The following is a 20,396-nucleotide window of genomic DNA, read 5'->3' as shown; positions in this document are numbered from 1 at the left end:
CGCATGGTTGTCTATGACAGACACGGAATACGACTTCGTCGTCGTCGGGGCCGGCTCGGCGGGCTGCGTCCTCGCGAGCCGACTCACCGCGGACCCGGACACGAGCGTGCTCCTGCTCGAGGCGGGCACGCCCGACGACGACCGGAACATGCGGATCCCGGCGGGCTTCCCGGAGCTCTTCGAGACCGACGCGGACTGGGAGTACCACACCGAGCCGCAGGACGGCTGCGCCGGCCGACGGCTCTACTGGCCGCGCGGCAAGACGCTCGGCGGCTGCTCCTCCACGAACGCGATGATCTACATCCGCGGCCACCCGTCCGACTACGACGACTGGGCCGCCCTCGGCAACGAGGGCTGGGGGTACGACACCATGCTGGAGTACTTCAAGCGGGCGGAGACGTTCACGCCGTCGGGATCGCCCTACCACGGGTCCGCGGGGCCGCTCAACGTGACGGACCAGTCCTCGCCGCGACCGGTCTCCCGGGCGTTCGTCGACGCCGCCGCGCAGGCGGGCTACGACCGCACGGACGACTTCAACGGGGCGGCACAGGAGGGCGTGGGGATGTACCACGTCACGCAGAAGAACGGGGAACGCCACAGCGCCGCCGACGCGTACCTCAAGCCCGCCCTCGACCGACCGAACCTCACCGCCGAGACCGGGGCGCAGGCGACCGAGGTGACCATCGAGGGCGGTCGCGCGACCGGCGTTCGGTACAGCCAAGACGGGCGGAGCCGGTCCGTCGAGGCCGCCGAGGAGGTCCTCCTCAGCGCCGGCGCGGTCAACTCCCCGCAGCTGCTCATGCTCTCGGGCGTGGGCGACCCCGACCACCTCGCGGACCACGGCATCGACGTCGAGGCGGCGTCGCCCGGCGTCGGCCGGAACCTCCGGGACCACCTGTTCGCGTTCGCCGTCTACGAGACCGACGACGACGTCAGCACGCTGGACGACGCCGGGGGACTGAAGGACGTGTTCAACTGGTTCCTCCGCAAGCGAGGGAAGCTGACCTCCAACGTCGCCGAGGCCGGCGGCTTCGTCGCCGCCGACAACGATGAGTCGCGACCGGAGCTCCAGTTCCACTTCGCCCCGTCGTACTTCATGGAACACGGCTTCGAGAACCCCGAGACCGGGCGTGGCCTCTCGATCGGCTCGACGCAGCTCCGGCCGGAGAGCCGGGGACGTATCACGCTCCGGTCGGGCGACCCGTTCGACGACCCGGCCATCGACCCGAACTACCTCGACGCGGACGCGGACGTCGACGCCCTCGTGGACGGGGTCAAGCGCGCCCGCGAGATCGCGCGGCAGGACGCGCTCTCGGAGTACGTCGGGCGCGAGGTGTGGCCCGGGGAGGACGCGCAGACCGACGAGGAGATCGCCCAACACGTCCGTGACACGTGCCACACGGTGTACCACCCCGTCGGCACGTGTAAGATGGGCGACGACGAGGCGGCGGTCGTGGACGACGAGCTCCGCGTCCGCGGCGTCGAGGGGCTCCGCGTGGTCGACGCGAGCGTGATGCCCACCCTCGTCGGCGGCAACACGAACGCCCCCACGATCGCCGTTGCCGAGCGGGCGGCGGACCTGATCCGCGACCGCCCGGCGCCGACCGCGGAGGAGGCGGCTGCGGCCGCCGACGACTAACCGGTTCGAGCGTGGAGAAGGCGACCGCTCCGCCGCGGACCGCGCCCGGTCCGACCCCTGCGTCAGACGCTCGCACGACGGCGACGCAACGACTTTACGCCCACCGGGAGTCACGTGAGTCAATGGCCTCGCTCACCGACCACCTGTCCGATCTCGTCGCTGACGTCGACGCCGCGCTGCTGTTCTCTCCGACGAGTTCCTTCTACGAGCGGTTCGCGAACGACGGGAGCGAGGTCGTCGTCGTCGCCCCCGACAACGACGTCGACGCCGAGACGTTCGTCGAGCTCCCGCTCCCCTTCGACAACGTGAAAGACCGGATCCGGTTCGGAATCGAGGGCGCGATGGACGCGGACCTCGTCTCCGAGGGCGACGAGGTGGCCTGCGTCACCTCCGTCTTCGAGGGCGGCTCGGACGCGATCGTCCGGGTCACCGTCGACGAGAGCGTCCACACCGGCATCTTCGACCTGTTCGCCAACTCCCGCGCCGAGCCGAGCGTCATCCGCGACGTGTTCGAGGTCGCGATCGAACTCGGGCAGAAGGGACAGAAGGGGAAACCGGTGGGCGCGCTGTTCGTCGTCGGCGACGCGGGGAAGGTGATGAACAAGTCGCGGCCGCTGTCGTACAACCCCTTCGAGAAGTCGCACGTCCACGTCGGCGACCCCATCGTGAACGTCATGCTGAAGGAGTTCTCGCGGCTCGACGGCGCGTTCGTCGTCTCCGACTCCGGGAAGATCGTCTCCGCGTACCGCTACCTCGAACCGGCCGCGGAGGGTGTCGACATCCCGAAGGGGCTCGGCGCGCGCCACATGTCCGGGGCCGCGATCACCCGCGACACCAACTCGACCGCCATCGTCCTCTCGGAGTCGGACGGGCTCGTTCGGGCGTTCAAGGCGGGCGAACTCGTCTTGGAGATCGATCCGGAGGAGTACTGACAGATGTCCGCGGTCCAGACCGCCCTCTCCGAGTTCGCGAGCACCGTTCCGGACCGGATCTGGCTGGCGCTGTTCGTCCTCCTCGTCGGCCTCGTGTTGGCGTACCTCGTCGGCGTGGTCAACCGCCGGCTCCTCCGGCGCGCCGGCGTCCCCGAGGTGATCGAGGGGACGGCCTTCGAGCGGACGGCCCGCGAGTTCGACACCTCGACGGTTCGGATCTTGGCGCAGCTGTCGAGCTACTTCATCGTCGCCGTCGCGGTCATCGTCGCCCTGACGGTCGCGGACGTGAACTACCTCGAGCAGTTCTGGTCCGGGGTCGCCGCCTTCCTCCCGCGGCTGTTCGTCGCCGCCGTCGTCCTCATCGTCGGCGTCGTCGTCGGCGACAAGGCGGAGCTCCTCGTCGCCGAGCGCCTCCGGGGGATCAAGCTCCCCGAGCTGGGCGTGCTCCCGACGCTCGTGAACTACAGCGTCGTCTACGTCGCCGCGCTCATCGCGCTCGGCCAGGTCGGCGTCCAGACGCTCGCGCTCATCGTGCTGCTCGCGGCGTACGCGTTCGCGGTCGTGCTGTTCGCCGCGCTCGCGACGAAGGACTTGGTCGCGTCGGCCGCCGCCGGCGTCTTCCTCCTCCTCCGGCAGCCGTACGGCATCGGCGACGAGGTCCGCGTCGCGGGCGAGCGCGGGGTCGTCCAGGAGGTCGACCTCTTCGTCACCCACATCGAGACCGACGGCGAGGAGCACGTCCTCCCGAACCACGCGGTGTTCCGCGAGGGCATCGTGCTGATCCGGGAGTAGGCACCGACCCGACCGCGTCGCGGCCGCCGTCGGGACCGTGAGCGATTCCCACGCCGTGAAAGTCGTTGTCACCCTATAACACGACGCGGCGCCAACGTCGAGACATGACCCCCGATACCGCGAGCGTCGCTTGCGACGGCTGGGACGGGAGCGAGTGCGAGGGGACGCCGCACTGCCCGCCGCGGTGTCCGCGCTTCGTCGACAAGGAGGGCGCGCGCTGGACGATCCGGCCCGCGACCGACGCCGATGAGCCGTTCCTCGCCGAGATGTACGAGGACTTCGGCCGTCCGCATCGCGCGCAGGGGCTCCCGCCGGTGAGTCGGCGACGGCGCGTCGACTGGATCCAGTCGATGCTGTCGGAAGGGAACAACGTCGTCGCCGAGCGGAACGGCGAGCTGTTCGGCCACGCGATGTACACGCCGACCGACGCCGACACCCCCGAACTCGCCGTCTTCGTCCACCCCGACGCGCAGGACCGCGGCGTCGGCACGGAGCTGTGCCGGCACGTGATCGCGAACGCCGCGGCCGCCGGCCGCGACGGGATCGAACTCCACGTCGAGACCGGGAACCGCCCCGCCCGGAGCGTCTACCGCACGGTCGGCTTCGAGGTCGTCGAGCGGCGCGGCGACCTCCGCATGCGGCTCGACCTCGACCGGCCCATCGCGACCGAGGTCCGCTGGCCGCCGCTCGCCCGGAACGGCCCGACGGAGTCGCTCCGCGACGCGCCGTCCGTCGACGCCGAGCCGACGCGGTCGCCGGCGGACGACTGACCGGCGGTCGCGCGCCGCGCCGCGCCGCCGCCACCGCAACCGTTAGGCCCCGCCGACCCCAGGGTACCGTAACCGTGGACGACGCCATCGAGTGGCTGCGGGACCGGCCCTTCTACGAGGGACAGATCGCCGACCACCGGCGGCTCCCGGCCCGCGAGCCCGAGTTCGCCGACGTGGACCTCGAACCGCGGCTCGCCGACGCGCTCGGCGACCGCGGCATCGACCGACTCTACCGCCACCAGGCCGAGGCGATCGGCGCGGTCCGCGACGGCGACGACGTCGTGCTCGCGACCGAGACGGCCAGCGGCAAGTCGCTCGCGTACACCGTCCCCGCGTTCGAGGCGGCGATGGACCGCGGCGGGCGCACGCTCTATCTCGGCCCGCAGAACGCGCTGATCGCCGACCAGGAGGAGTCGCTGTCGGATCTCGCCGCCGACCTCGGCTTCGGGAGCCGCGTGTCGGTCGACTCCTACACCGGCCGGCTCTCGCGCTCGGAGAAGCGCGACGTGCGCGACCGCCGGCCGACCGTCCTCCTCTCGAACCCGGACATGCTCCACTACGCGCTGCTCCCGTACGCGGACCGACTCTGGGACTGGTTCTTCTCGTCGCTGGAGTACGTCGTGATCGACGAGGTCCACAGCTACCGGGGCGTGTTCGGCTCGCAGGTCGCCCTGACCCTCCGCCGGCTCGCTCGGACCTGCGAGCGGTTCGGCTCCGCCCCGCAGTTCGTCTGCTGTTCGGCGACGATCAACAACCCCGTCGACCACGTCGCGACCGTCACCGGCCGCGACCCCGAGGGGATCGCCCTGGTCGACGAGGACACCTCGGGGCGCGGCCCGCGCGACTGGGTGCTGTGGAACCCGCCCGAGTACGACGACGACTGGCAGGAGCGCGGCAGCGGCCGCCGGAAGTCGAGCCACACGGAGAGCAAGCGGCTCTTCGTCGACCTCGTCACGGCGGGCCAGCAGACGCTCGCGTTCACCCGCGCCCGCCAGACCGCCGAGCAGTACGCGACCGACAGCGCGAGCGACCTCCGCGACCGTGGGCAGCGCGACCTCGCCGGGAAGGTCGGCGCGTACCAGGCGGCGCTCACTGACGATCGCCGCCGCGAGATCGAGTCGGCGCTCCACGCCGGCGACCTCCGCGGCGTCTGGTCGACGAGCGCCCTCGAGCTCGGCGTCGACGTGGGGGGACTTGACGCCGTGGTGCTCGACGGCTACCCCGGCACGCGGATGTCCGCCCACCAGCGCGCGGGGCGGGCCGGCCGCGGCGACGACCCCGCCACGGTCGTCATGGTCGGCGGCGAGGACCAGCTCGACCAGTACCTCATGCGCAATCCGAGCGACTTCTTCGACGCGCCCCCCGAAGACGCCATCTGCGACCCGGAGAACGGCCAGCTCATGCCCGGCCACGTCGCCTGCGCGGCCGACGAAAGCTGGCTCTCGCCCGAGGACGAGCGCTTCTTCGGCGACTCGTTCCCGAGCGTCGTCGCCGACCTGACCGAGGCGGGCGTCCTCGAGCGGCGCGAGGCCGCGGAGGGGACGCGCTGGGTCCACGCCGGCGGCGGGAGCCCGCAGCAGTCGGTGAACCTCCGCACCGCAGAGGAGCGCGAGATCTCGCTGATCGAGCGGTCGAGCGGCGAGACGGTCGCGACGCTCGGCTTCGCCGACGCGCTTCGCGACGCCCACCCGGGCGCGATCTACCATCAGCAGGGCCGGACCTACGAGGTGGTGGAGCTGGACCTCGACCGAGACGTCGCCGAGCTACAGCAGTCGTGGGCGGACTACTACACGCAGGTGCGCTCCGACAAGGACATCGTCGTGAACGCGGACCTCGACGAGCGCGCGCTCTCGGTGCGCCCCGACGTGCCCGTCCGGTTCGCGGACGTCACGGTGACCGAGCAGATCACGGGGTTCGTCCGGAAGGACGCCGCGACCGGGGAGTCGCTCGGCGAGTCGACGCTCGACCTCCCGGAGACGACGCTGCGGACGAAGTCGCTGTACTTCCCGGTGCCCGAGGACGCCGAGCGCGAGATGCGCCGCCTCGGCGACGCGGTCGACGAGGACGCGCCGGACCCGGGGGTCAGCGCCGACGGCGGCGAGCCGATCCCCGGCGGCGAGTACGCGTTCAACGGCGGGATCCACGCCGCCGAACACGGGATCATCTCGCTTTTCCCCTTCCACCTGCTGTGCGACCGCGCCGACGTCGGCGGTATCTCGACGCCGCACCATCCCCACACCGAGGGGCCGGCGGTGTTCGTCTACGACGGGTACCCCGGCGGCGTCGGGCTCACGCGGCGCGGCCACCGCCGGATCGAGGAGCTGATGACGCGCACGGCGCGGCTGATCGACTCCTGCGACTGCGAGGGCGGTTGCCCGGCCTGCGTCCAGTCGCCCCACTGCGGCAACGGGAACGACCCGCTGGCGAAGGCGCCGGCCGTGCGACTGCTCGAATCGCTCACGGGAGCGGACGCCGGAGCCTGACGGAGCCACCCAAAGCTCCATGCCGCCCGGGCCCGACGGGAAGACCATGGCCATCGACCTCGACGACGCCGCGGACCCCGCGGCCCGGGCGATGGAGTGGCTCGTCCTCGGCGCGGCGTACTTCCTCCTCCTGCTCTTCGTCATCGGCGTGTTCGACCTGTTCGTCTCGCTGTACCGCCTGCTCGTCGCCGGGAACTTCACCGATCCGGCGGAGGTCGTCGAGCTGCTCGACAGCGTCCTCCTGCTTTTGATCATCGTCGAGGTCCACCGGACGCTCGTGGCGTACGCGCGCGGTAAGCCCGTCCTCCGGACCGTCGTGAGCGCCGCGATCATCGCCGTCTCGCGGCGCGTGATCAGCTTCCGGCTCGAAGACTACGGCACGGGCGACGAGGCGCTGCTCGCGGCCGTCTCGCTCGGCGTGCTCGTCCTCACGCTCACGGTCGGCTACTTCCTCCTCGACCGCGTGAGCGTGCCGGGGCGGCTGGAGCTCTGATCGGCGGCGGATCGCGTGCGCTCACACCCCGTCGAGGCCCCGTCGGTCCCGGTGGTTTCACGGTGGACGCGCCCGTGTGGATCCCATGGAGCTGTTCTGGCACCGCCGCGACCTCAGGGCCGCGGACAACGTCGGGCTCGCGGCCGCAGCGGGGATCGGGACGGACGACGCCGACCGGGGGCCGGCCGCGCCCGTCTTCGTCTTCGACCCCGACGTCTTAGCCCACGCGAGCGACGTGCGGGTCCGCCGCCTGCTCGACGGGCTCGCCGCGCTCCGAGAGGCGTACCGCGACCGCGGGAGCGACCTCGTCGTCGCGCACGGGGACCCCGAGACCGTCCTCCCGCGCCTCGCCGACGCCCTCGACGCCGAGCGCGTCGTCTGGAACCGCGACTACTCCGGGCTCGCTCGGGAGCGCGACGCCGGGGTGCGACGCGCGCTCGACGCGGTCGACGTCGCGCGCGAGGCCCACCACGACGCGGTCCTCCACGACCCCGACGCCATCCGGACGAACGCCGGGGATCCCTACTCCGTGTACAGCTACTACTGGAAGAAGTGGACCGACCGCGCGAAAGACGATCCGGCCCCCGTGCCGACCGACGAGGCGCTCGTCGACGATGGGCGGCTGACGGACGCGGTCGACGCCGTCGACGGGACCGGCGCGAGCGACGCGACGCTGGCCGACGGCGGCGTCGACGAGCCCCCGGTCGCCGCGGTCGGCGACCTCCCGACGCCCGCCGACCTCGGCTTCGCGGAACCGGACGCGGACGTCGGTCCGGCCGGGACCGCCGCGGCCCGCGAGCGCCTCGACGACTTCCTCGACGAGGCGGTGTTCGCCTACGAGGCCGAGCGCGACTTCCCCGCCGAGGACGCGACCTCGCGGCTGTCGGCGTTCCTCAAGTACGGCGAGATCGGCGTCCGGGAGGCGTACGCGGCCACCGAGGAAGCGATGGCCGAGGCGGAGTCGGACGCGCGCCCCGAGGACGCCCCGGAGCAGGTCGAGGAGTTCCAACAGCAGCTCGCGTGGCGGGAGTTCTACACGCAGGTCCTCTTCCACAACCCCGAGGTGGTGACGGCGAACTACAAGGAGTACGAGGAGGGGATCGACTGGCGCGACGACCCAGACGAGATCGCGGCGTGGAAGCGCGGCGAGACGGGGTACCCGATCGTCGACGCCGGGATGCGTCAGCTGCGCGAGGAGGCGTTCATGCACAACCGCGTGCGGATGATCGTCGCCTCCTTCCTCACGAAGGACCTGCTCGCGGACTGGCGGCACGGCTACGACCACTTCCGCGAGCGGCTGGCCGACCACGACACCGCGAACGACAACGGCGGCTGGCAGTGGGCCGCCTCGACGGGGACCGACGCCCAGCCGTACTTCCGCATCTTCAACCCGATGACGCAGGGGGAGCGCTACGACCCCGACGCGGAGTACATCAAGCAGTACGTCCCCGAACTGCGCGGCGTCGAGCCCGACCTGATCCACGAGTGGCACGATCTGTCCCCGACCCAGCGCGCGAACGCGGCCCCGGCGTACCCCGCGCCGATCGTCGACCACTCCGAGCGCCGCGAGGAGGCGCTCGCGATGTACAAGCGGGCGCGCGGCGAGGACCCGAACGAGTGACCGGCGGCGGCGGCCGCCCGCCCGCCCCGGCTCACTCCTCCCGCTGTGCCTCGGTGGCCGCGCTCACCAGCGCGTTCACGGGGAACGACTCGTCGTAGTCGAACGACGCGAACACCGCGTCGTACCGGTCCGACGGGAAGAGGAACACCACGAGGTCGTCGAAGAACAGCGTCTGGGCCGCGTACTGGCTCCGCCCCACGAGGCGCTTGAAGTCGTCGCCCGTGATCTGATTCGACATCACCAGCTGGTACGCCTCGTCGAGGTCGGCGTCCGAGTAGCGGTCCTCGACGTCCTCGCGGACGTACTCGACCTCGAACGAGACGCTCCGGAGGTCCGCGACGACGCGGGGGGTGGCCCCGTCGAACGCGAGGATCGTGTCAGCGATCGGTGACATGTCACACCGATTCAACCCCCGAGCAAATAAATCACCGCGACGGAGCCAGCAAGCCCCGTTCCGCCGCGCTCGTCCCGCCTCCTCAGAACAGCGCCTCGCTCTCGTCGAGGACGCGCGCCGGACCGCCGACCTCCCAGACGTCGGTGTCGATGCCGATCTCGGCGATCCGGCCCTCGACCTCGTCGACGTGGTCCGCGAGCGTGTTCACGTACACCGAGGCCCCGGTGTCGGTCGAGAAGTAGACGGGGACGCCCGACTCCCGCAGCTCGCGGACCGCGTTGAACACGGCGATCGTCTCGGGCTGCCAGTACACCCACCCCGCCGGGCCGGTCATCGTCGTGGCCGTCAGGGACAGCGAGTCGTGCTCGGCGGTCTCGAAGATCCGGTCGAAGTCGCCCGCGCGGAGCGCGTCGGTCATCTCGACCAGCTGGTCTTGGACGTGGGCGGTCCGCGCCTGCATCATGTGGCTCGCCGCGGCCTCGCGGTGGGCCTCCTCCGTCTCCTTGTACGCGGGGACGTGCGCGGCGACGATCCGGAGGTCCTCCTCGGGGTCGAAGCCGTCCTCGCTCACGCCGACGTCGAGGCGATACGAGCGGCAGTCCTCGTCGTTGAGCCCGGCGTCGAGCCGCGAGTACGCGCCGGTGACGGCGCGGGCGGCCGACGAGGACCCGCGGCGGGCGACGGTGGAGACGTCCGGGAGGGACATGTCGAGCCCCGCGGCCTCGACGAGGGCGAGCGCGGCGGCCGCGAAGCCGGACGACGACGAGCCGAAGCCGATGTTCGACGGGAAGGAGTTCTCGCTCTCCAGCCGGACCGCGGCGTCGACCCCGGCCAGGTCGCGGACGTGCTCGACGACCATGTCGATGCGCTCGGCGGCGCGCCCGTCGACCGCCTCGCCGCCGATGACGTAGGCGTCCTCGCTCGCGTCGGGCTGCCACTCGACGGTCGTCGTCGTCGCGGTCGGGGCGGTACAGAGGCTGATGCTGTCGTGGTACGGGAGCCGCAGTTCCTCGTCGCGCATCCCGTGGTACTTGACGAGCCCCTGGATCGGGTGGGCTCGCGCGGTGGCCTTGCCGGTCATACCTCGGGAAGCGTCCGGCGGGGGATTAGTCGTTGCGATGGGCGGGAGCGACGCGGCGCGGCCGGCAACGCGGACGACCCCGGAGCAAACTATTAGTGACGGCCGACGCCCGAGCCGACATGGCCTTCGGCGACGCGTTCGCCCGACGACCGCGGGCGAAGGTGTACGCCCTCGCCGCCGTCTCGGCGGCCCTGTCGTTCCTCGAACGCGTGGTCCGGTCCCGCCAGTACGCGATACGGGAGGGCCAGCCCGTGCCGGCCCGGACCCCCCTCGATCTGCTCGTCGACGTCGCCGGGACGTATCTCCTCGTGCCGGGGCTCCTGTTCGTCGCCTACTACGCGATCGACGGTATCGGACCGCGGGTCTCTCTGACCGCTCGGACGCTCGGAGCGCTGCTCGCGGCCGTCGTCGCCGGCGGCCTCGCCGGGCAGTACGTCGGCGGGGCCCCGCACACGCTCCGACTCCTGCTGGGGTCGAACGCCGTCGCCGCCCGCCCGCTGACCGCGCGCCTGTGGCTCGACGCGTTCGGACCGATCGGCCGCGACTTCCTCGCGGCCGTCGGCCTGTTGGTCGTGACGAGGGCCGTCCGGCACGCGAGGGGCGACCGCGACGACGCCGTCGAGTAGCGACCGCGCGCCGCGCCCGCTTCCGTCCCCGCGACGGCGACGAGATAGAGGGAACCCTTTTTGACCGGCCGGCGGGTAGCTCGCGGCATGACCGAGCACACCGTCGAGTTCGTCGGCACCGGCGAGACGATCGAGGTGGCCGACACGGAGACGATCCTCAGCGCCTGCTTCGAGGAGGGGATCGCTCAGGAGTACTCCTGCCGCGTCGGAATGTGCCTCGCCTGTTCCGCCGAGATCCTCGAGGGCGAGGTGACCCAGCCCGCGGCCCGCGGCTTCAGCGACGAGGAGGCGGAGGACTACGCGCTCACCTGTATGGCGCGCCCGCAGTCCGACCTGAAGCTCGAACGCGGGAAGTACCCGCCGAGCATCGAGGACGACGCGGCGACCGCGGCGGGCGACGGCGCGGCCGCGGACGACGACTGAAAAGAGGGGCCCCTTTTCAACCGCTCAGTACGGCACCGCGTACAGCGCGATCGCGAGGAACGGGATCAGCGCGATCAGCATCGCGATGGCGTAGCCGAACATCTCGCGCGCCTTGACGTTCGTGATCGCGAGCAGCGGGAGCGCCCAGAACGGGTTCAGCAGGTTCGTGTGCGCGTCGCCGACCGCGTACGCGATGGTGGCCTGTCCGTAGGGGACGCCGAGTTCCTGCGCGGCCTGAAGCACTGACGGGCCGACGACGAGCCACTCGCCGCCGCCCGAGGGGACGAACAGGTTCGCGACGGAGCCGACGACCCACGCGATAACGGGGTACGTCGCCGCCGTCGACACTTCGAGCAGCCCCTCGGCGAGCAGCAGCGCCAGCCCGGAGCTGGCCATGATCCCCTGAATGCCGGCGAAGAAGGGGAACAGCAGGACGATGCCGGCCGCCGCGCCGGCGGCGTCGTTGAACCGGTCGCGGTAGTACGCCGGGCGCTGGTAGATGAGCAGGCCGGCGAAGAGGAAGCCGAAGTTGACGGCGTTCAGCGTGAACGCGCCGAGCCCCTGCCCGGCGAACTGGAGCGCGAGGATGGCGACGCCCGACAGCGCGACCAGCCCGCCGATGATCCGGCTGTTGTTCAGCCGCTCTGCGGGGACGTCGGCGACCCCGGTCGGCGGCTCGTCCACCGGGTCGGCGGCGTCGGTGCCGCCGTCGGTGGCCGGGTCGTCAGTTGCGCGGCCCCCGTCCGCCGCGGAGTCAAACAGGTCCGCCTCGTCGACGTACTCCGTGATCCCCTTCGCGCGGTCGCCCGACGGCGCGAGGACGTACAGCACGGCGCTCGCGAAGACGATGGAGAGCGCGGTGAGCGTGAGCGCGTATGGGTGGAAGATGGTCTCTGCGGCCGGCACGGTCGACGTCAGGAACTCGAACCCGGTCCCCTCGCCGATGTTGTTCGCGTCGGTCAGCTGGAGGGGCGCGGAGCCGGAGATGCCCCAGTGCCACGTCAGGCCGAGCCCCATGTAGCCGGCGACCGCGAGCAGCGGGTAGTGAATGCTGATGTCCTTCCGGTGGGCGACCTTCCCCATCTCGCGGGCGAAGATGGCGCCCATGATGAGGCTGAACCCCCAGTGGACCCATGCCAGCGACATCGAGATGAAGCCGACGAACGCGGCGGCCTGGGCGCCGGAGTTCGGCACCTCGGCGAGCCGCTGTAAGATCGCGTTCACCCGCGGGTGGTACGCGATGACGAACCCGGTCATCAGGATGAGCACCATCTGCATCGAGAACCCGAGGAACGCCCAGAAGCCGCCGTACCAGAACTCCAACAGTTCCACCGGCCCGGAGTCCGTGGCCACCAGCCCGGCCACGTAGACGATATACGTCAACAGGATGGCGAAGACGAACGGGCTCGGCATCCACCGTTCGACCACCTCCGACATTCGGAATCCGATACGTTCGACGACGCCTGCCCCGTCACTCGCTGACATACATCCCGTCTCCGGTATCTTACAGTATAAATAATGGGATACGGTCGTATCGCGTGACACGTTCGCGTCCGGGGTAGCGGCGTCGCCCTGTGGACGCGCTGCCGTGCCCTACTCGACCCGTTCGAAGCGGTGACGCACCACGTCGGCGTCGTCGTCCCACTCGAAGTTGCCGCCGTGGGCGCGAACCATCCGCTCTTTGTACGCCGACAGCGACGGCGACCCCTCGCGTTTCGCGTCCTCGTCGGTCATGTCGCCGAGCGTGCGCTCGGTCACCTCGACCAGTTCGAAGGCGACGCCGTCGATCTCGAAGGTGTCGCCCTCCTCGCCGTACTGGTTCCCGCGGTGGAGCTGCGTCACCTCGCCGTCGATGGCCGCCTGCTTCACGCGGTCGTTCGGGAGCAGGTCGGCCGGGTCGTTGTCTGCCATGCGATCCGTTTCGGCCCGCGACGGCTTATGCGCGGCGGCGGTCGCCCGGTGCGGCGAGGGGGGTCCAGTCCGGTCGCGCCGACTCCGGACCGGGGCGCGTTACGGATATCGAAGCGGCGACCCGCGCGGGTACGCACGTCCGTGAACACCCGAGCTGCGCCCCGAGCCGAGGGATTCAAGATACTGCCGACACCCATCTCTGACGATGCGACAGGACCACCTCATCACCGCGACCCAGCTCTCGCGGGATGACATCGAGGCCGTACTCGACCGGGCCCGGGCGGTCGCCGACGACCCCGCCGCCTACGCGGACCGGCACGCCGGGCGGGTGCTCGCGCTCTGCTTCTTCGAGCCCAGCACGCGCACCCGGATGAGCTTCGACAGCGCGGCCAAGCGCCTCGGGATGAACACCATCGACATGGGCGACGTCGACTCCTCGTCGGTGTCGAAGGGCGAGTCGCTGTCGGACACCGTCCGCGTCATCGAGGGGTACGCGGACGCCCTCGTCCTCCGGCACCCGAGCGAGGGAGCGGCCACGCTGGCGGGCGAGCGCGTCGACGTCCCCGTGGTCAACGCGGGCGACGGCGCGGGCCAGCACCCGTCCCAGACGCTCCTCGACCTCCACACGATCCGCGAGGACCACGGTCTCGACGACCTCACGATCGGGATCATGGGCGACCTGAAGTACGGGCGGACGGTCCACTCGCTGGCGGCCGCGCTGACAGAGTTCGACGCCAACCAGCACTTCATCAGCCCCGACTCGCTGCGGCTCCCGCGGTCGGTCCGCTTCGACCTCCACGAGACGGGCGCGCAGATCCGCGAGCACGACGAGCTCGACCCGGTCTTGGAGGAGCTCGACGTGCTGTACGTCACCCGGATCCAGAAGGAGCGGTTCCCGGACGAGAACGAGTACCACCGCGTCGCGGGCGAGTACCGGATCGACGCCGAGACGCTCGAGGCCGCCGCGGACGACCTCACCGTGATGCACCCGCTCCCCCGCGTCGACGAGATCGCGCCCGACGTCGACGAGACCGACCACGCGCGCTACTTCGAACAGGCGCACAACGGGATCCCGGTCCGGATGGCGCTGCTCGACACCTTACTGGAGAACGCCGAGGCCGCCGAGGGGACGGAGGTGGACCGATGAGCGACCACGAGCTCCGCGTCTCGAAGATCCGCGACGGCACCGTGATCGACCACGTCGAGGGCGGTCAGGCGCTGAACGTGCTCGCGATTCTGGGCATCGACGGCTCCGAGGGGTTCGGCGTCTCGGTGGGGATGAACGTCCCCTCCGACCGGCTCGGCCGCAAGGACATCGTGAAGGTCGAGGACCGCGAGCTGTCCCAGTCCGAGGTCGACGTGCTCTCGCTCATCGCGCCGGAGGCGACGATCAACATCGTCCGCGACTTCGAGGTCGTCGAGAAGAACCGCGTCACCCGCCCCGACGGCGTGACGGGCGTCCTCTCCTGTCCGAACCGCAACTGTATCACCAACGCCGGCGAGCCCGTCGAGACCCGGTTCGACGTCGTCGCCGACGGGGTGCGCTGCGACTACTGCGCGACGATCCTGCGTTCCGACATCGCCGACCACATCGACGTGTGAGGCGACCAGCGACGCGGGCCGTCTCTCCCGGGGCCGATCCCCGCTCGGTCCGGTAAGTTTTAGCGCCCGCCGTGCCAACCGGCCCGTATGAGCAAGAAAGCCAAGCTCGTCCTCGTGCTGTCGCTCGTCGCGCTCGCGTACTTCCTGTTCGCCGGCGACAAGGAGCCGGTCGAGATCGAGTAACCGCGCGACTCCGCGTCCGCGCCCTCCGCGAACCGCACCGACGACCGAGCGGCGGCGCAGACCGACCCGCAGCCGCGGTCGACCGCCCGATACCGTCCGTTTTTACCGACCAGTCCCGTAACCAATCCCATGTACGGGGTCGTCACGCGGAACGCCGACGAGGTCGCGATGGAGCCGTTCGACCTCGGGTTCTACGAGGTGAAAGACGTCACGGGGCGGGCGGCCGAGCCCCTGCCGAACGCCGTGAACATGGTGTCGTGTTTCGGCGACAACGCGGCCGCGGGCGAGGACGAGGACCTCGTCCCGGTCGACGAGCGCGGCGAGCCGGCGACCCGCGACCGCGACTACTTCGACTGGGCGTACATCTGCCCGACCCACCCGGAGTACCGCGAGGGACTCCTCGAGATCATCGCGGACTGCGCCGCCGAGAACGAGGACGTGCGCCTCGACGACGTGGGGTTCCCCCGCGAGGGGTTCTGTCACTGCGACCGCTGCGAGCGCCTGTTCGCCGAGAGCGACCGCGACGACTTCGCAGACTGGCGCGCGGACGTCATCACCGAGTTCGTCGCCGAGGCGGCCGACCTCGTCCCCGGCCGCCTCCTGCTCACGCTGTACCCCGACCCCTACCCCGACCACCTCTACGAGCGGGCCGGCCTCGACCTCGACCGCCTCGCCGACCACGTCGACGAGTTCGTCGTCCCGCTGTACGACACCGAGTACGCGACGACTTACTGGCTGGAGGCGATCGCCCGGGGGTTCCGCTCCCGGCTCGGCGGCGACTACGACGTCCACGGCGCGCCGCCGGAGACGCCGTTCTCGCTGGAGCTGTACGCGGTCGAGGTGGACGTCGACGACTTGGTCCACGCGACCGAGGTCGCCGAGACGTACGCGAAGGACGTGTTCTTCGGCTACGACGCGAACAACGCGGCCGCGGCGATCCGGCGGAAGAACGCCGACTCCCGCGACGGCGAAGTCCACCGCCCGGACTGACCGCGGGCTCGACCGTTCCCTCGCGGTCCCGTGAACGAGGGTTTATATACGGCCGCGGTCGATGCTCACTCGACCGGCCGCCGGCGCGCGACACGACCGGTCGTCTCGCGTTCGCGCGAGGCGGTCGCCTTTCAACGTCCGCGCCGTAGCGGCGGTCGCCCTACACCGGTGAGCCGCCGGCTCGTCGCGTCCCTTATCGATCGACTTCACCCATGATGGTGTCGAGACTGCCGAGCGCGGCGATCAGGTCCGGGATCGACTCCCCCTCGGCCATCTCCGGGAGCGTCTGGAGGTTCGAGAACGAGGGTCCGCGGATCTTGAACCGGGCCGGCTTGTCCGTGCCGTCCGCGCGGATGTAGATGCCGAGTTCGCCCTTCGCGCCCTCGACGGCGCGGTAGATCTCCGCGTCGTCGTCCGGGCGCAGCGTGCGCGGCACGTTCGCCTGGATGTTGCGTTCGTCCTCGGGCCAGTCCTCGAGCAGGTCGACGCACTGCTCGATGATCTTCGCGGACTCCTCGACCTCGCGCATCCGGACGAGCAGGCGGCTGAAGTTGTCGCCGCCGTCCTCGGTGACGACGTCCCAGTCGAGCTCGTCGTAGTAGCCGTACGGGTCGTCGCGGCGCAGGTCGTAGTCGACCCCCGAACCGCGGACGACCGGGCCGGTCGCCCCGTAGCTCTTCGCGACCTCCGGCGGGAGGACCCCCGTGTCCACCGTGCGGAGCTGGAGGATCTCGTTCCGCGTGAGGAGGTCGTGGTACTCCTCGATGCGACGCGGGAGGCCGTCGAGGTACTCGCGGACCATTGAGAGGAACTCCCCTCTGGGCTCCGGGAGGTCCCACGCGAGCCCGCCGAGCCGGAAGTAGTTGAACATCAGCCGCTGGCCCGTGAGTTCCTCCAGGATGTCTTGGACGCGCTCGCGCTCCTGGATGGCGTACATGAACGTCGCCGTGAAGTCGCCGATCACGTCGAGCGCGTACGCGCCCATCGCCAGCATGTGCGAGAGGATCCGGCTGAACTCCGCGCTCATCGTGCGGACGACCTGCGCGTATTCCGGGACCTCGACGTCCGCGAGGTCCTCGGCGACCCGGGCGTACGCCCACTCGTTGAGCAGCCCCGCGCCGCCCCAGTCCCAGCGGTCGGGGTACGGCATGATCTGGTGGCGGTACGTCCCGGACTGCGCCATCTGCTCCTCGCAGCGGTGGATGTAACCGATGTCGGGTTCGACGCCGACGACCGTCTCGCCGTCGAGCGTGACCTGAAGGTGTAAGACGCCGTGGGTCGCCGGGTGGTGCGGGCCGACGTTGAGCAGCATGGTGTCGCTGCCGGTCGCGGACGAGGATCCCGGCTCGATCGGCTCGTTCTCCGAGAGCGCGGCGATCTGCGGCTGGTCCTCGTCGTAGTCCGTCGACAGCGGGTGCCCCTGCCACGTCTCGGGCAGGAGTATCCGGCGGAGGTCCGGGTGGTCGTCGTACTCGATCCCGACGAGGTCGTACGCCTCGCGCTCGTGCCAGTCCGCGGTACGGAACACGGGCGCGGCCGACTCCGAGACCGGGTCGCTCCGGTCGGCCGGGACCACGACGCTGAGCTCCCGGGTCGGGTCGTCGTAGGAACGCAGGTGATAGATGGACTCGTACCGGTTCTCGTACTCCTGTGCCGTGACGCACGCGAGGTGGTCGTACCCCGCCTCGTCCCGCAGCGTGGAGAGCGCCTCCCGGACCGCGTCCGGTCGGACCCGCGCCGCGGGGGCGTTCAGGTGTTTCTCGCGCGCCGTGACCAGCTCCCCGATCGACGAGAACGGATCCCTCGTCTCTTCGTTGTCCTCGTCGCCTTCACGCAGCAGCTCTGTCGACATACCGGAAGAGACGCGAGGGCAGGACCCGAGGCTTCTGCCGGCTCAGTACGGGTATTTATCAAACCGCCGTCGTCATTGTCCGGCGTGAAGTACCTGCGCCTCGAACTCCGGTACCCGCCGGAGCTCCTCCACCCGATGCACCGACTGGTCGACGAGTCGGACGCCATCGATCGGGACGTGCTCCTTCACGGCAGCCTCTTCGACGAGACCGCGGACACATTCCTGTTCTACGTGGAGGGGGACATCGATGTGTACGTCGACGCGCTGCGCTCCGTCGACCGCATCCGGGAGTTCGAGGTCACCCGGATCGACGGGTCGGGATACTACGTCTTCCTCACGCAGCGACGCGACGACGTCGACGACGCGATGTTCGGCTCGCTCCGGCGGACCGGGATCGTCGTCGTCCCGCCGATCGACTTCCGTCCGGGCGGCGTCGCGCGGCTGACGATCCTCGGCGACCACGGGCCGCTCCGGGAGGCGCTCGCCGCGCTCCCGGACCGGATCGACAGCGAAGTCCTCCGCGTCGGCGAATACGACTGGCGCCAGCACCTCTTCGACCCGGGGCTGACGGACCGGCAGTTCGACGCGGTCGCGGCCGCCGTCGAGTGCGGCTACTACGAGTCGCCGCGCGCGGCGTCCGTCGCGGAGGTCGCCGATCGGATCGACGCCTCGCCGAGCACCGCCTCTGAACACCTCCGGAAGGCCGAGTCGGCGGTGATGAACGCGTTCATGCGACTTCGCGACGTGGCCTGAACGCGCGCGGCCGGCGGCACCCGCGCCCGACAACGCGGCCGACCGCGGGTCCCCTCAATGAACGCTCCGGTCGTCGCTCGTGTCGATCTCCTCTCTCGGGTCCGCGTTGCCGAACTCGGGCGTCGGCCCGTCGCCCGGCTCAGCCCAGTCGACTGCGTTTCGAAGCACCTGCCGGACGTCCCCGTCGTAGTAGATCGGATACGTCTCGTGGCCGGGCCGGAAGTAGAACACCCGCCCGTTCCCGCGGCGGTAACAGCAGCCGGAGCGGAACACTTCGCCGCCCTCGAACCAGGAGGTGAACACGAGCGTGTCGGGCGCGGGGACGTCGAACCGCTCGCCGTACATCTCGGCCTCGTCGAGCTCGATCGCCTCCCCGATCCCGTCGGCGATCGGGTGGCTCGGCTCGATCGTCCAGAGCCGCTCGCGCTCGGCGGCCTCGCGCCACTTCAGCGAGCAGCTGGTCCCCATCAGCCGCTTGAAGATCTTCGAGTAGTGCGCGGAGTGGAGCACGAGGAGGCCCGTCCCGTCGAGGACGCGCTCGTGGACGCGGTCGACGACTTCGTCGCGGACCTCGTCGTGGGCCGCGTGGCCCCACCAGACCAGCACGTCGGTGTGGTCCAAGACCGCTTCGGTGAGCCCGTGCTCCGGGCCCTCGTCGAGGGTCGCCGTGCGGACCTCGTGGCCGCCCTCCTCCAGCGCGTCCGCGACGACGGCGTGGATGCCGTCGGGGTAGACGTCGGCGACGACCTCGCTCTCGCGCTCGTGTCGGTGCTCGTTCCAGACCGTGACGCGTGCCATACGCGGGGTCGACGCCCGATCGACTTGAGCGCTCGCCTCGTCCGTCGCCGACCGACCGGAAAACACTCCTCGGTGGCGAGACAGGGCGGGACATGGCAAGTCCCCGTCAGCTGTACCGCCGCGCCGACGACTGGGCGCGCGGGCTCTCCAGAGTTCGGTACGCCCTCCTCACCGGAGCCGTGGTGACCGCGTCGGTCCTCGGCGTCGGCGTCCTCCTCGACACGTCGACGACGGTCTACGCGGTCACGATGGGCGTGACGATGGCCGTCCTCTACTACGCCGGTGACGTGAACTCCGAAGACGGCTGAGTCCGCGCGACTCAGAGGAAAAGCGACTCAGGCGGTCGCTTCGACGTCGGCGAGTCGCTCGGCGAGGAACTCCGCGATGGAGGCGTCCTCCTCCTCGACGAACCGCGCGAGCTCCTCGCCGTCGGGCGACTCGACGACGACGGTCGGGATCAGTTCGATCCCGTACGCCTCGACGAGCTCGCCCTCTTTCCCGTCCGAGCCCTTCGTCACCGGGTACGCCTCGATGTGGTCGTCCGGGACACCGGCGGCTGCGAGCGCGGCACCGAACTCGGGGAGCTGTCGCTGGCAGTCGATACACCAGTCGCCGCCCCAGACTTTGAACGCGTAGTCGTCCGCCGCAAGCGCGTCCAGAACGGAGTCGTCGAACGCGTCCGCGTCGACGTCCTCCGCGGGTGCGAGCGTTTCGAGTGACATACCCGCCGTTGGTCGCCGAGCCACGTAAACGGCGCGTCGGTGGCAATAGCAAATTCGGCTCGGGACCGCCGACGACGCACCGTCGAGTTCGCGTACACTCTTGCCCTCCGTCGTCGACCATGGACCGACCGCCGACACCCACGAAGCCCCAGTCGCGAGGCGGGCGCACGTTCGGGGCGGTCCTCGCTCGTTCGCTCCGCTCACTCGCTGCGGTCCTGCCGTCACCTGCGCCCGCCTCGCGACTGCCCCTTCGAACCCCGCCCCACACGACACCGCACCTCTCACCTCCCCAGCCTCGTCGCTGGCGGCGGGAGCCGCCAGCGACTCCCTC

Annotated in this window: 21 protein-coding genes; 14 read left to right on the top strand and 7 right to left on the bottom strand. The window is 70.6% G+C overall.

The genetic code is table 11. The features are described from left to right. The first annotated feature begins 13 nt into the window (after nt 1-13). From Q0116_RS01060 to Q0116_RS01030, 7 genes are all read left to right on the top strand, one after another. Nucleotides 14-1,639, top strand: coding sequence for a GMC family oxidoreductase (locus tag Q0116_RS01060; protein WP_297884660.1), 1,626 nt, complete (start codon nt 14-16; stop codon nt 1,637-1,639). 122 nt (nt 1,640-1,761) lie between these two features. Further along, entirely contained in the window at nt 1,762-2,571 is an 810-nt protein-coding gene (dacZ, locus tag Q0116_RS01055) for a diadenylate cyclase DacZ (RefSeq protein WP_297884659.1), read from the top strand. Nucleotides 2,572-2,574: 3 nt separating this feature from the next. Then, on the top strand, nt 2,575-3,363 hold the full coding sequence (locus Q0116_RS01050; RefSeq protein ID WP_297884658.1) for a mechanosensitive ion channel domain-containing protein: 789 nt from the start codon (nt 2,575-2,577) through the stop codon (nt 3,361-3,363). A 104-nt stretch (nt 3,364-3,467) separates the two neighbouring features. Next, entirely contained in the window at nt 3,468-4,133 is a 666-nt protein-coding gene (locus Q0116_RS01045) for a GNAT family N-acetyltransferase (RefSeq protein WP_297884656.1), read from the top strand. A gap of 74 nt (nt 4,134-4,207) precedes the next feature. Then, nucleotides 4,208-6,616 (top strand): DEAD/DEAH box helicase, encoded by a 2,409-nt coding sequence (locus Q0116_RS01040; protein ID WP_297884655.1) that lies wholly within the window; start codon nt 4,208-4,210, stop codon nt 6,614-6,616. Between the two features lie 46 nt (nt 6,617-6,662). Then, a complete protein-coding gene (locus tag Q0116_RS01035; RefSeq protein ID WP_297884654.1) occupies nt 6,663-7,109 on the top strand; it encodes a phosphate-starvation-inducible PsiE family protein in 447 nt (148 codons plus the stop codon). Nucleotides 7,110-7,194: 85 nt separating this feature from the next. Then, nucleotides 7,195-8,730: a deoxyribodipyrimidine photo-lyase gene (locus Q0116_RS01030; protein ID WP_297884662.1), complete on the top strand. Its 1,536-nt coding sequence runs from the start codon at nt 7,195-7,197 to the stop codon at nt 8,728-8,730. A gap of 31 nt (nt 8,731-8,761) precedes the next feature. On the opposite strand, the gene Q0116_RS01025 is transcribed toward Q0116_RS01030, so the two are convergent. Both Q0116_RS01025 and mvaD read right to left on the bottom strand, forming a co-directional pair. Further along, on the bottom strand, nt 8,762-9,124 hold the full coding sequence (locus tag Q0116_RS01025; protein ID WP_297884652.1) for a hypothetical protein: 363 nt from the start codon (nt 9,122-9,124) through the stop codon (nt 8,762-8,764). Nucleotides 9,125-9,206: 82 nt separating this feature from the next. Next, a complete protein-coding gene (gene mvaD, locus Q0116_RS01020; RefSeq protein ID WP_297884650.1) occupies nt 9,207-10,205 on the bottom strand; it encodes a phosphomevalonate decarboxylase MvaD in 999 nt (332 codons plus the stop codon). Between the two features lie 119 nt (nt 10,206-10,324). Between mvaD and Q0116_RS01015 the strand changes: the two genes are divergently transcribed. Together Q0116_RS01015 and Q0116_RS01010 are read left to right on the top strand one after the other, a co-directional pair. Continuing rightward, the gene (locus Q0116_RS01015; protein ID WP_297884649.1) at nt 10,325-10,831 is read left to right on the top strand and encodes a hypothetical protein; all 507 of its coding nucleotides are present in this window, start codon (nt 10,325-10,327) and stop codon (nt 10,829-10,831) included. An 87-nt stretch (nt 10,832-10,918) separates the two neighbouring features. Next, complete coding sequence (locus Q0116_RS01010; RefSeq protein WP_297884647.1) at nt 10,919-11,254, top strand: 2Fe-2S iron-sulfur cluster-binding protein; 336 nt, start codon at nt 10,919-10,921, stop codon at nt 11,252-11,254. Nucleotides 11,255-11,278: 24 nt separating this feature from the next. On the opposite strand, the gene Q0116_RS01005 is transcribed toward Q0116_RS01010, so the two are convergent. Together Q0116_RS01005 and Q0116_RS01000 are read right to left on the bottom strand one after the other, a co-directional pair. Then, nucleotides 11,279-12,739 carry a short-chain fatty acid transporter gene (locus Q0116_RS01005; protein WP_297884645.1) on the bottom strand — a complete coding sequence of 487 codons (1,461 nt, stop codon included), beginning with the start codon at nt 12,737-12,739 and terminating at the stop codon, nt 11,279-11,281. A 108-nt stretch (nt 12,740-12,847) separates the two neighbouring features. Further along, the gene (locus tag Q0116_RS01000) at nt 12,848-13,165 is read right to left on the bottom strand and encodes an ASCH domain-containing protein (RefSeq protein ID WP_297884644.1); all 318 of its coding nucleotides are present in this window, start codon (nt 13,163-13,165) and stop codon (nt 12,848-12,850) included. Between the two features lie 205 nt (nt 13,166-13,370). Between Q0116_RS01000 and pyrB the strand changes: the two genes are divergently transcribed. The 3 genes from pyrB to Q0116_RS00985 all read left to right on the top strand — a co-directional run bounded on the left by pyrB (nt 13,371) and on the right by Q0116_RS00985 (nt 15,940). Next, nucleotides 13,371-14,312, top strand: a complete 942-nt coding sequence (pyrB, locus tag Q0116_RS00995) for an aspartate carbamoyltransferase (RefSeq protein WP_297884642.1) — start codon at nt 13,371-13,373, stop codon at nt 14,310-14,312. After that, entirely contained in the window at nt 14,309-14,767 is a 459-nt protein-coding gene (gene pyrI / locus Q0116_RS00990; protein ID WP_297884641.1) for an aspartate carbamoyltransferase regulatory subunit, read from the top strand. The genes pyrB and pyrI overlap by 4 nt, the downstream gene beginning before the upstream one ends. Before the next feature lie 312 nt (nt 14,768-15,079). Then, a complete protein-coding gene (locus Q0116_RS00985; protein WP_297884640.1) occupies nt 15,080-15,940 on the top strand; it encodes a hypothetical protein in 861 nt (286 codons plus the stop codon). Between the two features lie 193 nt (nt 15,941-16,133). On the opposite strand, the gene Q0116_RS00980 is transcribed toward Q0116_RS00985, so the two are convergent. Continuing rightward, nucleotides 16,134-17,792 (bottom strand): NADH-quinone oxidoreductase subunit D, encoded by a 1,659-nt coding sequence (locus Q0116_RS00980; protein ID WP_297884639.1) that lies wholly within the window; start codon nt 17,790-17,792, stop codon nt 16,134-16,136. Between the two features lie 84 nt (nt 17,793-17,876). Between Q0116_RS00980 and Q0116_RS00975 the strand changes: the two genes are divergently transcribed. Beyond that, a complete protein-coding gene (locus Q0116_RS00975) occupies nt 17,877-18,545 on the top strand; it encodes a helix-turn-helix domain-containing protein (protein WP_297884638.1) in 669 nt (222 codons plus the stop codon). 54 nt (nt 18,546-18,599) lie between these two features. Here Q0116_RS00975 and Q0116_RS00970 read toward each other — a convergent pair whose 3' ends face one another. After that, nucleotides 18,600-19,343, bottom strand: coding sequence for a ThuA domain-containing protein (locus Q0116_RS00970; protein WP_297884637.1), 744 nt, complete (start codon nt 19,341-19,343; stop codon nt 18,600-18,602). A 92-nt stretch (nt 19,344-19,435) separates the two neighbouring features. Between Q0116_RS00970 and Q0116_RS00965 the strand changes: the two genes are divergently transcribed. After that, nucleotides 19,436-19,651 carry a hypothetical protein gene (locus Q0116_RS00965; protein ID WP_004599823.1) on the top strand — a complete coding sequence of 72 codons (216 nt, stop codon included), beginning with the start codon at nt 19,436-19,438 and terminating at the stop codon, nt 19,649-19,651. 27 nt (nt 19,652-19,678) lie between these two features. On the opposite strand, the gene Q0116_RS00960 is transcribed toward Q0116_RS00965, so the two are convergent. Beyond that, the gene (locus tag Q0116_RS00960) at nt 19,679-20,065 is read right to left on the bottom strand and encodes a thioredoxin (RefSeq protein WP_297884635.1); all 387 of its coding nucleotides are present in this window, start codon (nt 20,063-20,065) and stop codon (nt 19,679-19,681) included. Between the last annotated feature and the right edge of the window lie 331 nt (nt 20,066-20,396).

It is taken from the genome of uncultured Halorubrum sp., assembly GCF_937146585.1.
Classification (GTDB): domain Archaea; phylum Halobacteriota; class Halobacteria; order Halobacteriales; family Haloferacaceae; genus Halorubrum; species Halorubrum miltondacostae.
The sequence above is the reverse complement of the archived record's forward strand: the minus strand, read 5'-3'. Positions and strand labels throughout refer to the sequence as shown.